The sequence below is a fragment of the Sphingobacterium sp. UDSM-2020 genome, from assembly GCF_016132525.1.
Taxonomy (GTDB): Bacteria; Bacteroidota; Bacteroidia; order Sphingobacteriales; family Sphingobacteriaceae; genus Sphingobacterium; species Sphingobacterium anhuiense.
On sequence record NZ_CP066166.1, the window covers coordinates 2,448,972 to 2,465,055 of the forward strand.

The following is a 16,084-nucleotide window of genomic DNA, read 5'->3' on the forward strand; positions in this document are numbered from 1 at the left end:
AGTAGACAAGGAACTAGCCTTTCAAAATATAATCTTCGAGGTTTTTGTAGATTATATTTTTATCAAAAGACTCTAGGATAAATTTCCGGCCTGATATACCCATTTCTTTTCGAAGCTTAATGTCTTGAAGTTTTTTGATTTTCTCCACCATTTGTGGAATACTATTTACTTCCGTTAAAAAGCCAGAAATGTTATCCTTTACTAATTCAGGATTGCTACTACTGTTAAAAGCTATAATAGGCTTTTCTGCTAGAGAAGCCTCTGCTAGTACATATCCAAAACCTTCCCATAGTGAACTTAATATAAAAATATCAATATCAACTAAAAAGCTCCTCGGGGAATCTGTGAATCCTAGAAAATGAACATTCTTATCTGTCCCCTTTTCTATATTATAAGTTTTTAATTCGCTTTCCAGTTCACCTTTTCCTGTAATGTAAATCTGATGTTTAATCTGTAGTCGGGTTAATTCTAAAGAGAGATCGATTAAAAACTTCTGATTCTTTTGTGGAGCAAGTCTTGCTAGATTTCCTATAATTAATGCATCATCTTTGCGATCGGGAACTATTTTTTTATAAACTAATTGATCAAATTTTTGAAAATCGATAGGGTTATAAATTACTCTAATTTTTTCTTTTGGAAACAGTTGAGGATTATTTGCTAATATCGTTTCTCGAGTTGCATAGGAATTTGCTAGCACATCAGTGATATAGTTTCCAAAAATACGCTGATTTAGAAATGTATTTTTGATAGGAATAGCAGATCCCCTTCGGTATATAATACGCGGAACTCCTGCACTATGAGCAGCGTAAGCGGCAATTTTTAAATCTCTAGGATTATTGATTAATACGATTTCAATCTGTAACTTTTCAAATGTCGAAGTCAAATAGCACCTCTTTACCGGATTTAGAAAACTAAGATTAGTTAAATGGACTTCAATATATGTGATTGCAGGGAATGCAAGTAGCTTTGTTTTTAATTTACTGTTCTTTGATCCAAAAAAATAAACATCATGACCAAGCTTTGCAAAATGTACTGCAGACTCAAAATGCCATTTTTCACCTCCGCCCCACGTCTCTATCGAATTAAAAAAACCTATTCTCATTTACTAATTTTTTTGTAAAGCTTCATCCATTGAGCAGCCAAGGTTTCATCATTAAACTGCTGTGCATATGCTAATCCTTCTTGACGCATTTCTTCCTGTTTTTCCTGAGAATTCAGGATGGCATCAATACTAATCGCTAATTGATCTATATCATTCGGATCAATATAGTGGGAAAATGGTCCTCCAGCTTCAGGAAAAACGCCAGAATTTGTTGTAATAACAGGGGTTCCACTATATAATGCCTCAATGATAGGTATTCCAAAACCTTCGAAAATTGAAGGGTAAACAAATATCTTAGCAATGCTATAGAGAACCGATAATTCATTCATTGTCAATCCTTGTAAAAAGATTACGCGATTTTCCATATTATGAGCCGCCACGAACGATTTTATTTCCTTTGTATAAGCTGTCTGTTTACCAACTATTACCAAAGGAATATCTTTATCTTTAATTGCTTGGACAATTGAAAATGCATTTTTTCGAGGCTCGATCGTGCCTACATTCAATATGAATTCCTGAGGAAGACCCAACTTCTTAATTAAGGTTTGCTTTTCCTGTTCCGATTTGACCGATTTAAATGAATCGTTGCATCCTTGATAAATGACTTTAACTTTCTCTTCAGGAATGTTAAAAAAATGAATAATATCTAATTTGGTCTGCTCACTAATCGCTACAATTTGATCTGCGTGTTCGCACGCATATTTAAATTTTTTATGATACAGAGTGCGATCTATTTTTTTGTAAAGTTCAGGATAACGAATAAAAATCAGGTCATGTATTGTTACGACCGATGTAATTGATGTTTTGTCCAAACCGATTGGAATTTCTCCAGAAAGGCCATGATAAATATCAATTTTGTCTCTTTTCAAATCATTAACAATACGATTCGTGCGCCAATTACTCGTTAAGATTTTGTTAAGAATACCAGAAGGACGTCTAATGACACTATTGGGTACAAGATTACTATATTGGGGTATTCCGGTTTGCGGTGTATACAATAAGAATTCCTGTTCAGGATAATTCGAACGTAATATGCGGATCAAATCACGGCTATAGTTTCCTAAACCCGTATAGTTATTAAAAAAACGTTTTGCATCAAACCCTATTTTTGACATTACAATCTTTTTAATTTAAATTTTTCAATCACAGCAAGTAGTTTATCAATAATCACATCCCATTGATAATTTTCAGATACATATTTTATGCCAGCACGACCTTTTTCCTCCATTAAAGAAGGGTTTTCAATAAGCTCTAATAAAATTTTGTGTAGGTTATTTTCTGATTTATAGCAAATTAAAGCGCCATTACTTTTAGCTTCATGTTCGATCATTACATTACATTTCTTGTTGGCAATGACCATTTTCCCTAAAGATAACGCCTCAAGTGCAATTAAAGAAAGACTTTCATATATGGACGGATTGACAACAGCAAAAGAGTTCATGATTAAAGCTGTCTTTTCAGATTCAGTAACAAAACCCGTATAAATAATATCTGGATGTTCTATCTTAGGCATAAATAGATCACCCGTTAGAACTAACTTTAGATCTGTATTGTACTTATTTTTGAATGCTAGAAAATAATCAAGAAAATTATTCAATTTTCCTTCGACAATACGTCCACAGAAAAGTAGATATTGCTTAGGAAAATGATCTTTTACTTTTTCAATTTCTTCTTTGCTTGCTGAAGTAATGTCTACACCAACAGAGACAACATCGTTCGGCGCTAGTTTATGCTGAAAGATTTTCTGACACATTTTTCGTTCAGTATCGGTATTAAATGCGATATAACCCACTTTTGTGAATAAATGAGAGTTAATAGAACGAAAAAGCATGCTTTCTAAATGTGCTGTTGGTATCAGAATAGTTTTTTCTGGCGCAATAAAATCTCCCAATTGTGTAAGAGCATTTTCATAGGTGATGAATATTAGCGCATCATATTCATCTTTATGTTCTTTAAGATAGTTGAGTAAATTATCTGAATAAAAGCCATAATTTTTCATGAGCTTATATTCAACATCTTTTTGATAGTTCCAGATGGGAAAAATAGGAAATATAATATTGGATAAATTTAAACGATAAATCAATCGTCTAATTTTACTTGCCTTTTTCGATTTTTTTTGTAATTGTTCGTAGTACGTTCTGTTAAAAGGATTATTATCGAAACGTCTGATTTTGACACCGTTCAATTCATAATTCCCTTCTTTTACTTCAGGAATAAATGTTGTATAATCTTTTACCGTAGTTGTTAATACTTCCACATCGTATTGACCTGCAATTCTTTCAGCTAACATTCTACAATGAAATTCAGCACCACCAGTTACATCCAAGCCATAACGTACGGTAATGAAACCGATTTTTCCCATTTATATTAGCTGTTTTATTTTGTTAATAATCATTTCCGAAGAGACTAAATCAATTGCTTCCTTACCATCACAATCACAGGGCTTATTCCCATATATTGAATTTGGTCTATTCGGATGTTCTACCTGAACACAATCTTCTATGGATTGTCCATAACCAAGAAATCCCGCAAAAGGGTGGGTAGCACCCCACACGGACAAGCAACGAACACCCATTAAAGAAGCCATATGCATACCTGAAGAATCCATACTGATCATTAAGTCTAAATTAGAAATAATAGCAAGTTCTTCTTTAAGATTGAAACGACCAATTGTACTGTGGACACTGGGATATAGTGCTTGCCATTTTTCAGCTTGTGCTTGTTCCAATTTCCCTCCGCCAAATATGAATGTGTCAAAGTTGTTCTGAGATAAGAAAGCAATTACTTCCTGCATTTTTGGAAGAGGAAAGACTTTATAGGAGTGTTGTGCAAATGGGGCGATCCCAATTTTTCTGCTTTCATCATCCGAAAATAAAGCATGTGCTAAGTTGGGTAATGCCAACTTAGTAGGCTCTAATTTATTCTGCAATATAAATTTAAAACCAAGATCACGAAATACATCGGCATAACGTTCAACAGTCGGTTTTAACGGTTTCAAAACCTTATTTTGAAATCGGGTAAGTGCTTTTTTTTCTTTTCGGCCTTTGTCCAATTGCTTGACCACAAGTCCCGATACCTTAAAAAGAACTGCTAAAATTCGAGATCTTAAATTAAAATGTAGATCAGCAACTGCATCGGCACCATAAGAAGTTAATTCTCTTTTTAGGTTCACAATACCTTTTAAACCTTTATGTTGTTCTTTGGGATTAAAAGGATGGAATTGTACATTCGGAATAACTTCAAAAAAAGCCTTAAAAGCTGGACGGGTTACCATAATAATCATTACAGCAGGATACTGTTGCACAAATTCCTTCAAGACTGAAGCAACCATGGCAACATCTCCCATGGCAGAGAAGCGCGTAACAATTATTTTGGATGGTAAAGACATTATTTTGATGCTTGATACAATACAGGATTTAAACTCGGATCGTTATACATTTTCATCTGTTTATAGACTTTCATGTATTTTTTTCCAGCTTGGATATCAGAAAGCAATTCATCAATACTCTGAGAGAGATCAACACGTTGTTCTAAAAGAATATTCAATTTAACTTGACAAGCATCGATATGGCTCGGTGCTACATCATAACGTAAAGTCTCTTGCTCCATATGATAGATTTTTAAAGCTAGTATCGACAATCTGTCAATTGCCCAAGCAGGACTTTCTGTATTGATTTTAGCATCTTCGTTTGGAGTAACATCTTGAAATTTCAATAGATAGTAGCTGTCTATATATTCCACAGTATCTGTACGATGCTGATTGGATTCGTCGATTCTTCTTTTCCAGTATAAACCTACCTTAGGATCGATTTCAGGATTTCTGACCACATCTTCCATATGCCATTGTACGGTATCAATCCAACATTTCATATACAGTAAATGTTCTAATGATGACGACTCAAAAGGGTTTTGAATAACTTGATCAATTTCGTTTTCAACGTGATAATCTGCGATTGCACGTTGAAAAATAGTGTTAGCTAATGCACTTATCATAGTACAAACTTAGATAAATTTGTTTTATTTACAATCTTAATTGCGTCATATCTAAAACAAATTTATTTGCCAGAATCTGTTTTATGAAATGCGTTTAGGGTATTAGCCGCTAGACCCGAAAAGAACTTCTTAATTGATGAAAGAAAATTGGGATGCCTATTTTAATAAATCTAAAAGCAGACTTGGATATATTCCGAGGAGTACAACCAAAATACTGATCGAAACAGCTATAAGAACTAAAAATCTGTTGAACTTTGGTAATGCTATAGCCGTGTCATTATCTCTTAAAAATGCAAATAGTGGAATTTTAAAATAATAGAATAACGAGATCACAGAAGTTAAGGCTCCTACAATAAGTAGGAATAATAAAGGTATTTCATTTAACGTCTGGTACTGTTCAAATACCTTAGAAAATACCAGAAGTTTTCCGATAAATCCCGCAGTAGGAGGGAGTCCGATTAGTGAGATCAACAGAATAGAGAAGCTCACAAATATCACCGGGTATTTTTTACCCAAACCTTTATAAGATTCAATAGTGGTACTTTCAAGACCTTGTTCCAGTTGATCAATAAATAAAAAGACTGCGATATTCATCAAAGAATAGATTGCCAGATAAAATAATAGAACATCAGGATCGTTGTCAATGTAAACAAGAGCCACCATTAAGAGTATACCCGTATGACCAATAGAAGAATAGGCCATCATTCTTTTAATATCTTTTTGCTTTAATGCGGCTAGATTTCCAATAAGCATTGTAGCGATTGCAATGATGATGATAACGGAGATTAAGAACTCTGAGTAGAAGAAAGGGCTAGCAGTCCAGCTCGCCAGTAAACGCGATAAAAGAACCAGTGCTCCAATTTTTGGTACTGTTGATAGATAGGCAGTTATTGGGGTCGGAGCACCTTGATAAACATCAGGACTCCACACATGAAAAGGTGCAAAGCTTAATTTAAAACCAATTCCGGTTAGTAAAAACAGAAATGCAATACAGGTCATGACTTTTGGAGCTTCAATAAGCCCCTGGATATGTTGCTGGCTATCAAAATTTAAGTTTCCCGTGAAACCGTAAATAAGTGATAGACCATACAGCATCACCGCTGCACAGATGGAGCCAAATAAAACATATTTCATAGCCGCTTCAGCCTCAAATTTCGTTTTAGAGAAATATCCGACCATGACGTACGAGCTGATCGATAAAGTTTCAATCGCGATAAAAATCAGCAACCAGTTGCTGCTTATTGTTAATAAGTGCAGCCCTAGTGTAGCTGTGAGCAATACTGCATAAAGATCACCAATAGGACGGATCTGATTTGAAAAACGTTGCTGGATGAATACAGCTATAAGTATAGTCGATAGCGATAAGATGATGCGGGATAAAATAGATAATTTATCAATTTTGATCATCTCAAAAAATCCAGATTCACCAGTAAATAGGCTATTCTGATCAAAAAGGAAATATAAACTAAGTAATAAACCGATTATGGTAATAGTAAATGAACTCTGTTTCCAAATTCGGTCTATAAATAAACTGCAAAATATACTGCATACAAAAGCAATCATGAGTGCAAGTTCCGGCTTGAATAAAGGAATACTTACTATGATATGGTCTAAAATTGACGAAATTGATGAAGCAAATGCGGCCATGTTTTTAGTTATACTGTTGAATAAAGGAAACCAAATTGATGACAGAAGCATTCATTTGGTCGAATATAATAAAAGGACATATTCCTAAAAGTAAAGCAAGTGCTAAAGTGGGGAACAAGATTAGCTGTTCCCTAACGGAAAGATCGACTAGGGCCTGTTGCCAAGAAACTCCACCTTTTAATCTTGTTTCTCCAAAAAACATTCTTTGTAATGTCCATAATAGATAGGCCGCACTCATTAGAATTCCAACAGATCCAGCTATAGCCATCCATCTTGGGAGACCAGTACCTAAACTTGCCGAATTAAATGTTCCGATAATCACAAACGCCTCTGCAATAAATGCAGAGAAACCAGGTAAACCTAAAGAAGCAAAAAATGCAATAGCTATATATGCAGTATATTTAGGCATAATACTGGCCAATCCTCTAAAATGTGGAATATAACGGTCATGTACACGGTCGTAGATAACACCGACCAAGAAAAATAAAGCTGCAGATAGAAAACCATGACTAATCATCTGAAACATTGCTCCAGAAATACCCTCTGCAGTAAAAGAAGCTAAGCCCAAGAGTACAAATCCCATATGGGATACAGAAGAATAAGCAATCATTCGTTTCAAATCTTTTTGTGCTAATGCATTAAAGGCACCATATAAGATCGAAATCACCCCGATAAGACCCAGCCACCAGTTACTAGTTGCTGCAGCATCAGGGAAGATGCTGAAACAAACGCGGATGATACCGTATCCCCCAATCTTTAATAAGATACCCGCTAGGATAATAGAAACTGGTGTCGGAGCTTCTACGTGCGCATCAGGCAGCCAGGTATGTAGTGGGACAATAGGAACTTTAATAGCAAAAGCAAAGAAAAGTACAATAAATCCAATCAGACGTGCTGATATACCAAAAATCTCCTGATAACCATCCAGTGCAAAAATAGAACCTTGTACATAATTGTCCGGATTCATCATATGGATCATGCTAAAGGTATGAGCACCTGTAACAGGATTGATCACCGAGAAGTAAAGACCTACTATGACCAAGAGCATGAAAACAGAACCGAATAATGTATAAATAAAAAACTTCATGGCAGCATATTCTCTTCGCTCGCCACCCCAGATTCCGATGAGGAAGTACAAAGGGAGTAACATCACCTCATAAAATAAATAGAATAAGAAGAAGTCTAAAGCACAGAATATGCCAATGACAGCCATATTCAGAAGCATAAGTAAGGCAAAATAACCTTTCATACTTTTCTGGATATTCCAGGAAGCACCAATTGCCATCAACATCACAAATGCGCTTAAAACCAATAAAGGCATAGAAATCCCGTCTACCCCGAGCAGATAGTCAATCTCCAGTTTACCAATAGTTCCAAGATCTAGGCGGATCCACGGCAGTTGCTCTACCAATTGATATCCTTCAAGTGTATTGATACCTGTTGCGGTTGGATTAAACGAGAAGTAGGCCATTCCTGCCAGTAGAAACTGAATAGCAGTTATAGCAAGGGCAATATATTTATAAGCATCCTTGAATCGACTAGGAAGTGCTAATATAATCGCTGTCGCTAGTAGAGGTAAAAAGATTAATAAGGATAGTGTAGGCATTTTCTAACGTAATAAAAGATAAATTAAACCAACTATAACAAGTAAGAATACAGAATATAAATAAGTCTGTAGTCTCCCATTTTGGGGTGAACGCACAAAAGTTCCTAACAGAAGAGCGAATTTTCCAATAGCATTAACTATACCGTCAACAATATGTTTATCAAGCCAATGACTCAAATGCGCGAGCTGCTGGATCAATTTTGTTAAGCTGTGTATAAAACCATCAACAATATTTCTATCTAACCAATAGGAAAGAGCACTTAATTTCAAAATACTGTTGACAATAATTGTTTCATTAAATGAATTCATATATCCCTGATGCAAGGATAACCGGTTTGCAAGACTATTTTCATTTAGTGGATATTGACCTTTTGCATACCATTTCCATCCTAATATCCACACTGATAATGCACCGACTGTTAGTAATACAGGAATGACAAGATGGGCAAGATGATTTGCTTCGTAAGGGTAATCAACCAGTAATCCATCCATTATCCACGAGTCATGATAGGAAATTGGATTGATCGAAAATAGAGGAAAGAAACAGCATATGCCCAGGAAATACATTGGCCAAAGCATAAGCTTAGGCGATTCACTCAAATGTATAGATGATCCCAATAGATTTTTGATACGCAGTTCCGAAAAGAAGGCCTTAAAAATTAGACGTCCAATATAAAATGAAGTCATAATACTGACGATAATCAATGTCACTGGCACGATCTGAAACAAAGCTCCTTTTGTTGATGCCCATTCGAATGCAGAAATAATGATACTATCTTTTGATAAATAGCCCGAAGTCAACGGAAAACCCGCAAGTGCCAAGGAAGCTACTGTCATCAGTACAAATGTTTGTGGCATATAGTGACGAAGTCCACCCATATTGCGCAGATCCTGTGGGTCGAAATCATGCTTGCTATGCGCTTTCAGATGTGCCATCTCATGGATAACAGCCCCAGCACATAAGAATAATAAACACTTGAAAAAAGCATGTGTCAATAGATGAAACATGGCCGCATCCCAGGTGCCTATACCTATTCCCACCATCATATAACCCAATTGGGAAATTGTCGAAAAAGCAAGTATTTTTTTGATGTCATATTGTCCCAAAGCAAAATATGCAGCAGTAGTAGCAGTGATGGTACCGATGATAGCAATAGTCAAAAGGACTGTTTCGTTAAATAAAGGAAATAAAGTACTCATTAAAAATACACCGGCAGCCACCATGGTCGCAGCATGTATTAGAGATGAAACAGATGTAGGTCCCTCCATAGCATCAGGCAACCAGACATGTAATGGAAATTGGGCTGATTTTGCCATCGCCCCTAAGAAAAATGCAAGGCCAGTAATCGTCAACCAGATCGCATCCATACTATTGTGTGGAGATATCCATAGGCCGTTTTCAATACTAGTATTAGCGATAAGTCCATCATTTCCAAATAGATTGACAAGATTGAGGGATCCAAATTGAGCGTAGACAATCGCTATGCCGATCAAGAAGCCCAGATCACCGATTCGGTTGACTAAAAAAGCCTTCTTATTTGCTTGCACGGCAGCATCCTTCGTATACCAGAATCCAATTAATAGATAAGATGCAAACCCGACAAGTTCCCAGAACACATACATAAGCAGTAAATTGTTCATGATGACAAGCCCGAGCATTGCGAAGCAAAATAGACTGAGATACATCCAATAACGATGTATGCCGGTATCATCGTGCATATATGATTTAGAATAAATATGCACCGGAACTGCTATTGTCGAAACTAACAGTAGCATCAAAGAGCTGAGGTTATTCAGCAATAGACCAACTGTAAAAGTGGTATTTCCTATTGTAAACCATCTGATCTCAGATGATAAAGGCATCGCGTTCCAGACATCCAGAAAGGTAATTAAACTAAAGATGAAGCTTAAAATAATCGCCGCTGTACCAACAAGGCCAGATTGATCTTTTTTACCAACAACAGCCTGATATAGAAAAGCCAGCAAAGGCATTGCCAAAGCAAACAATGCTGTATTAATGGGTGATATGTCAAATAAATAGTTCAATGCTAGTCTTTTAATTCACGAATTTGATCCGGATTAATGCTTCTGTATTGTCGGTATACATTTAAAATGATGGCTAATCCAACTGCAACTGCAGCCGCAGCAAGTACGATTGCAAACAGTGCAAATATTTGACCTCCATAATTAATTTTATCATATTTTCCGAAAGCTACAAAATTGAGAATAGCCGCATTGATCATCAATTCAATGCCAACTAAAATCATAATGGCGTTCTTCTTTGCGAGAACGGCATATAGACCAATACAAAAAATACAGGCCGAGACAACTAGAAAGTGTGTTAAGGTGATCATTTTTGTAAATCCTTTCGTGAAAGATGTGATGCTCCGATCAAAGCCATCATCAAAAAGATGGAAATAACTTCAAATGGAAGCACATACTGAGTCATAAACTTAATACCTAATTGATGAATATTATTGTCTGTACTTTTGATAACCGTATTATTTTGGATAGCTGTTGCCATCCAAGCTGGGAAAGATTTTTGCCATTCTACAATGCCAAAAATCATGACTCCAAAAAAGGCGAGAGCAACAGGTAGCACCTTCCATGTCGGTAGGGAGAATAAAGAACCTGTTGTTTGCTGTAAATCTTGCAACAGCTCTTTGTTAGAAAGCATAAATGCAAAAAGCAATAAGATTAATACACCGCCGACATATACCATGATTTGCGTAATAGCAACAAAGTCTGCTAAAGCAAATAAGTAAAGTCCGGCCATAGCAAATAAAACAACAAAAAATAAAAATAGCGCGCGTGCTATATTTTTTAAGCTTACTACTAATAGGGCAGAACCTACAGCTAAAAGTGCAAAAGCATAAAATAAAAAAAGCTCTAAAGTCATTATTTTGATTTTGCTGCCTCCTTTTCAGCTTGAAATTTGGTCCATTCAGATTTTCTTTGTGCAACTTGATCGTCGGTCATATCCGAAAATCCATAAATCAGATCCGTTAATTTCGTTGAACTGCGGTCATATTGATTTGTCATAGTGATACATTCTGTTGGACATACAACCGTACATAATCCACAGTACATACACTTTGCCATGTCAATATCAAACTGAGCCGGGTAAAGACGTTTGACACTACCATCTGAAGTTTTTCCGATTGCTTCCGGAGATTTGATCGCTTCAATTGCGATACAATCGACAGGACAAGCCTTAGCACATAGATCACAGACAATGCAGTCGTCGATCTCAACTTCAAGCTGATATCGCGCTACCTCAGGAATAGGCATTTTGACTTTCGGATACTGCACTGTTGCAATACCATCCTGTTTATCAAAATAATTATCTTTTGTAATATCCAGTTCTTGGCGTGCCTTTCGAGCACCAAACAGATGCTTTACTGTCAAAGATAGTCCCTTGAAAGCAGTTGTTAATGCATGAAAAGCCGTTTTGAATATCATATCGAATTAACCAAATTAAACAATTACTAAAATTCTCCAGATCGCTGATATAGCCATACATAAAAACGCGAGAGGTGTTAAAACCTTCCAGCATAAATTCATCAGTTGATCTGCACGTAAACGTGGTAAAGTCCATCTGATCCACATCTGAACCCCAACTAAAAAGAGGGATTTGGAAAAAGTCCAAAATATTCCCCAGCCAAAGCCTGTTGTCCAGTCAGCCAGTTTTAATGGGCCAATATTCGGAAGAGGTGTATTCCAAGCGCCTAAGAATAAAACTACACCCAACATGGATACCAGAAACATCATAGCATATTCAGCTAGAAATAAAAATGCAAACTGTATCCCTCCATATTCGGTATGAAAGCCTCCAACAAGTTCTGATTCTGCTTCCGGAATATCAAAAGGAGCACGGTTACACTCTGCTAAAGTCGCTATAAAAAATATAATATAGGTGACGATCATATGGGGTGCTTGAAAAATATTCCAGGCAAATATACCACCGACATTTTTAACAGACCAAATACCTAAAAACTTAATTTCTTCTGTTGATAATACACCTTGATTCGTCGCAATATCATTCAGATTTAGCGTCTGCGTAAGCATCACGGCTGCGATTAAGGATAATCCTACAGGAATTTCATAAGAAACCATTTGTGCAATTGCACGCATAGAACCAAGCAATGAAAATTTATTGTTAGAACCCCAACCGGCCATTAAGATACCAATAGCATCTATGGAGACTATAGCCATAATTAGGAATAAGCCAGTGTGTGTATTAACTGGAATAAAATCCTTAGACCAAGGCATAACAGAAAAACCCGTGAAAACAGCTACGAAAATAACAATAGGAGCCAGGCGGAATAAAATTTTATCCGCTAGTAGCGGAGTAATCAATTCCTTTTGCAGGAGCTTTAAAATATCTGCGATGGTCTGGAGAGATCCATATTTTCCCGTTTCCATAGGACCAAGTCTATCTTGAACAAAGCCAGCAATTTTACGTTCCGCATATACCGCAAACAACGTAAAAATTGCTATAAACATGAATATAGCAACAGGAACAAGGATATGGATGAATAAATCTAACAATTCTTATTTGTAATGATTATTAATAAGTGAAATTCTAGTAGGCAAATTTAATGAAAAGGTATGAATTAAGAGAAGGAAAAACAAATTATATACTGGTTTAATAGACATTTGTTTATGGAAATAAAAAAAGCATCTCGAAAGATGCTTTTTTATTAAAATATTTTAAGAATTAACGTTGTGTTATTTCAACATAATCACGTTCCGTCGGACCAGTATATACTTGTCTTGGACGACCGATAGGTTCTTTGTTTTCACGCATTTCTTTCCATTGTGCAATCCATCCCGGAAGACGACCTAAAGCAAATAATACGGTAAACATTTCCGAGTTGAATCCTAATGCACGGTAAATAATACCTGAGTAGAAATCAACATTTGGATATAATTTTCTATCGATGAAGTATTGATCATTTAATGCCGCTTCTTCTAATTTTTTAGCGATATCTAAAACAGGATCATTAACACCTAATTTTTCTAAGATATCATCACATGCTTTTTTAATGATTTTAGCACGAGGATCGAAGTTTTTATAGACACGGTGACCGAATCCCATCAAACGGAAAGGATCATTTTTATCTTTTGCTTTCGCTAAATATTTTTCAGCATCTCCGCCATCATTTTTGATCGCTTCAAGCATTTCAATTACAGCTTGGTTTGCTCCACCATGTAACGGTCCCCAAAGGGCATTGATACCAGCAGAAATAGAAGCATATAAATTTGCGTTTGATGAACCTACAATACGTACTGTAGAAGTCGAACAGTTCTGTTCGTGGTCAGCATGCAAAATCAATAATTTATGCATTGCATCAATCACAACTGGATCAAAAGTTTTATCCTGATTGACTTCACCAAAGATCATATTTAAGAAGTTGTCGATATAACCTAAATTAGTTTTAGGATATACAACAGGATGACCTAAAGATTTCTTTTGAATCCAAGAAACAATCGTAGGCATTTTAGCCAATAAATTGATAATTGTTTTGTCTTCTTCTTCAGGTGTTGGATTTGGATCTAAAGATTCAGGGTAAAATGCTGATAAAGCTCCAACTAGACACGATAATTGTCCCATTGGATGGGATTTTGAAGGAAAACCCGCAAAGAAGTTTTTCATGTCTTCATGAATCATCATCTGTGATTTGATGTCCGTTCTGAATTGTTCTAAAACTGCTTTTGTTGGAAGGTCTCCGTATATCAATAAATAAGCAACTTCCAAGAAAGTTGATTTTTCAGCTAATTGTTCGATAGGGTAGCCACGGTATCTTAGAATACCTGTCTCACCATCAAGGAAAGTGACAGCACTTTTTGCTGCACCAGTGTTTTTAAAACCTGGATCTAATGTAATATATCCAGATTGATCTCTCAATTTAGAGATGTCAACTGCTTTTTCGTTTTCTGTACCAGTAATAACTGGAAATTCGTATGACGAACCATTTAAAATAATAGATGCTGTTTCAGACATAAGCTTCTTATGTTATCATGTGTTTATGCAAATGTAATAAAATTGAGGGCTAATATACTAGGTTTTCGTAATAATAATGCCATAATCTAAGCATTTTTGACATTATTTTTAATTAAAAATCGGAGTTATTACTGATACGCGCCATTTGTTTATCCAAAAGTTTTCAATTGGCTGATAAGGTAAAAATCTAATTTTTTAAGCATAATGTTGCTTATGCACATAATACAAAAAAAGCCCTTCCAATTTGACTCTTCCATGAGTATAAAAGGAAAGACTTTTTTGATTTTTCCATGCAGAAACCTGAAACAAAATTTAGGCAATGCTAAAGCTTAATCTACCTGAAAACCATATTTTTTATAAATGTTTTTTGCAGAATCTGATTGGAGGTAAGCCATAAAATCACTAGCAGCTTGTTTATTCTTAGATTTTTTCAATTTACCAGCCATATATTTCGCCGTAATGTTTTCATTATCCGGAATGGTAATACTTTCTACCGGATGATTGATCATTTTTTGAAAAAATGCCTCTGAGTGCCATACTGGAGCAACATCGGCTTGACCTTCTAATATTCGAAGTGGACTCTCACGATGATGTATTTTAGTGAGATAAGTAGATTTATCAGCAACCTTGTCTTCCATAATGGTATGTACGAGTTCTTCTCCGCCAACTTTGCGATAAGCGGTTTTTATCTGCTCGCCAACACCTTCCCAAGCTGGATTAGGCATGCTGACACGAACATCCTTACGTTTTAAATCCTTCAATGATTTGATGTTTTTCGGATTACCCTTTGGAACCATTAAGGTAAGTTTGTTGGTTGCATAAGCAATAGTCTGATCAAAATAGTCAGCCATCTCTGTGATCCGTCTTTGACCCGCAGTGTAAATATCTGGCGTGTGCGTAATCTTCAAATTGCCGATTGTTAATGATCCGCCTTGAATTTGCTTTGCCAGTATTCCCGGAGGTAATGTTTCGACAAATATACGCTCGTATTGCGGATGTTCTTTTTTGAAAGTTTTGATAAGATCATCGATAACCATAAACTGGTTTCCGGCAAAGAAAATAACCAATTGTGGATTTTCAATTTCACCATAAAGATCAGGGATGTTGTCAATCCCAGGGATCGTAAAATTAACAGCAGATTCAGGAGGAGTATTCCATGGAGGATGAAATTGATGATCTTGTGCATAAGAACATGAGGTTCCAAGTAACAGAGCAAGTATAGTTTTAGCGAGTTTTTGCATGTTTTGTTTTCAAATTATGGTTTAACAATTGTCCAGCCTTGATGAGCTCTGATCACCAATTCACCATTACCGCTTGGAACATAACCGATGAAATCAAACAGTTGTTCCTTTGTCAGATTGCGTTCTTTTAACGAGTTGGTACATTGTGCTACTTGGACTCCTCTTGCGATTAGTTTTTTGAACTGTTCTTCATATTTAGAAGTACTTTTTAAAAATGCCTCAGTACCACCAGAAAAAGCAATCAGTTCAAGCGTTAATTTTCCTTTTAATCGTGGATCGTCCAACACATTGTTGATGTTGCGAATTGCTTTCTCAATTGTTTTTGGATCATTGCTATCCAATTGGTAGATAGCATGATATGATTTTTTTTCAGCAACAGCTCCTTGAAATGACGCATTTTTTACCAATGCTTCCTCTTGCGTTTGTGCCGCTAATTTACCCATGCTACAGATAGCAAGGATCATGATCATAATTGTTTTATTCATTTT

The 16,084-nt window shown here is 35.9% G+C and carries 15 protein-coding genes; all 15 read right to left on the reverse strand.

Annotation, left to right across the window (positions count from 1 at the left end; all coding sequences use genetic code 11):
• Positions 1-13: 13 nt before the first annotated feature.
• On the reverse strand, positions 14-1,102 hold the full coding sequence (locus JAZ75_RS10335) for a glycosyltransferase (RefSeq protein WP_208701669.1): 1,089 nt from the start codon (positions 1,100-1,102) through the stop codon (positions 14-16).
• Positions 1,099-2,217, reverse strand: coding sequence for a glycosyltransferase family 4 protein (locus JAZ75_RS10340; RefSeq protein ID WP_208701671.1), 1,119 nt, complete (start codon positions 2,215-2,217; stop codon positions 1,099-1,101). Before JAZ75_RS10340 ends, JAZ75_RS10335 begins: the two co-directional genes overlap by 4 nt.
• Complete coding sequence (locus tag JAZ75_RS10345; protein ID WP_208701673.1) at positions 2,217-3,464, reverse strand: glycosyltransferase family 4 protein; 1,248 nt, start codon at positions 3,462-3,464, stop codon at positions 2,217-2,219. The genes JAZ75_RS10340 and JAZ75_RS10345 overlap by 1 nt, the downstream gene beginning before the upstream one ends.
• Entirely contained in the window at positions 3,465-4,490 is a 1,026-nt protein-coding gene (locus JAZ75_RS10350; protein WP_208701675.1) for a glycosyltransferase family 9 protein, read from the reverse strand.
• A complete protein-coding gene (locus JAZ75_RS10355; RefSeq protein ID WP_208701677.1) occupies positions 4,490-5,095 on the reverse strand; it encodes a DUF4254 domain-containing protein in 606 nt (201 codons plus the stop codon). The genes JAZ75_RS10350 and JAZ75_RS10355 overlap by 1 nt, the downstream gene beginning before the upstream one ends.
• Positions 5,096-5,251: 156 nt before the next feature.
• Positions 5,252-6,742, reverse strand: a complete 1,491-nt coding sequence (locus JAZ75_RS10360; protein ID WP_208701679.1) for an NADH-quinone oxidoreductase subunit N — start codon at positions 6,740-6,742, stop codon at positions 5,252-5,254.
• 4 nt (positions 6,743-6,746) lie between these two features.
• Positions 6,747-8,348, reverse strand: coding sequence for a NuoM family protein (locus tag JAZ75_RS10365; protein ID WP_208701681.1), 1,602 nt, complete (start codon positions 8,346-8,348; stop codon positions 6,747-6,749).
• A gap of 3 nt (positions 8,349-8,351) precedes the next feature.
• Positions 8,352-10,394, reverse strand: coding sequence for an NADH-quinone oxidoreductase subunit L (locus JAZ75_RS10370; RefSeq protein WP_132841222.1), 2,043 nt, complete (start codon positions 10,392-10,394; stop codon positions 8,352-8,354).
• Between the two features lie 2 nt (positions 10,395-10,396).
• Positions 10,397-10,702 carry an NADH-quinone oxidoreductase subunit NuoK gene (nuoK, locus tag JAZ75_RS10375; RefSeq protein WP_132769058.1) on the reverse strand — a complete coding sequence of 102 codons (306 nt, stop codon included), beginning with the start codon at positions 10,700-10,702 and terminating at the stop codon, positions 10,397-10,399.
• Entirely contained in the window at positions 10,699-11,247 is a 549-nt protein-coding gene (locus JAZ75_RS10380; RefSeq protein WP_208701683.1) for an NADH-quinone oxidoreductase subunit J, read from the reverse strand. Before JAZ75_RS10380 ends, nuoK begins: the two co-directional genes overlap by 4 nt.
• Positions 11,247-11,810: a 4Fe-4S binding protein gene (locus JAZ75_RS10385; RefSeq protein ID WP_132769054.1), complete on the reverse strand. Its 564-nt coding sequence runs from the start codon at positions 11,808-11,810 to the stop codon at positions 11,247-11,249. The genes JAZ75_RS10380 and JAZ75_RS10385 overlap by 1 nt, the downstream gene beginning before the upstream one ends.
• 15 nt (positions 11,811-11,825) lie before the next feature.
• On the reverse strand, positions 11,826-12,899 hold the full coding sequence (locus JAZ75_RS10390) for a complex I subunit 1/NuoH family protein (protein WP_232789404.1): 1,074 nt from the start codon (positions 12,897-12,899) through the stop codon (positions 11,826-11,828).
• A 169-nt stretch (positions 12,900-13,068) separates the two neighbouring features.
• Positions 13,069-14,355 (reverse strand): citrate synthase, encoded by a 1,287-nt coding sequence (locus JAZ75_RS10395; RefSeq protein ID WP_132769051.1) that lies wholly within the window; start codon positions 14,353-14,355, stop codon positions 13,069-13,071.
• 329 nt (positions 14,356-14,684) lie between these two features.
• Entirely contained in the window at positions 14,685-15,596 is a 912-nt protein-coding gene (locus JAZ75_RS10400; protein ID WP_208701685.1) for a molybdate ABC transporter substrate-binding protein, read from the reverse strand.
• Between the two features lie 14 nt (positions 15,597-15,610).
• Positions 15,611-16,081 (reverse strand): DsrE family protein, encoded by a 471-nt coding sequence (locus JAZ75_RS10405; protein ID WP_021188704.1) that lies wholly within the window; start codon positions 16,079-16,081, stop codon positions 15,611-15,613.
• Positions 16,082-16,084 lie beyond the last annotated feature (3 nt).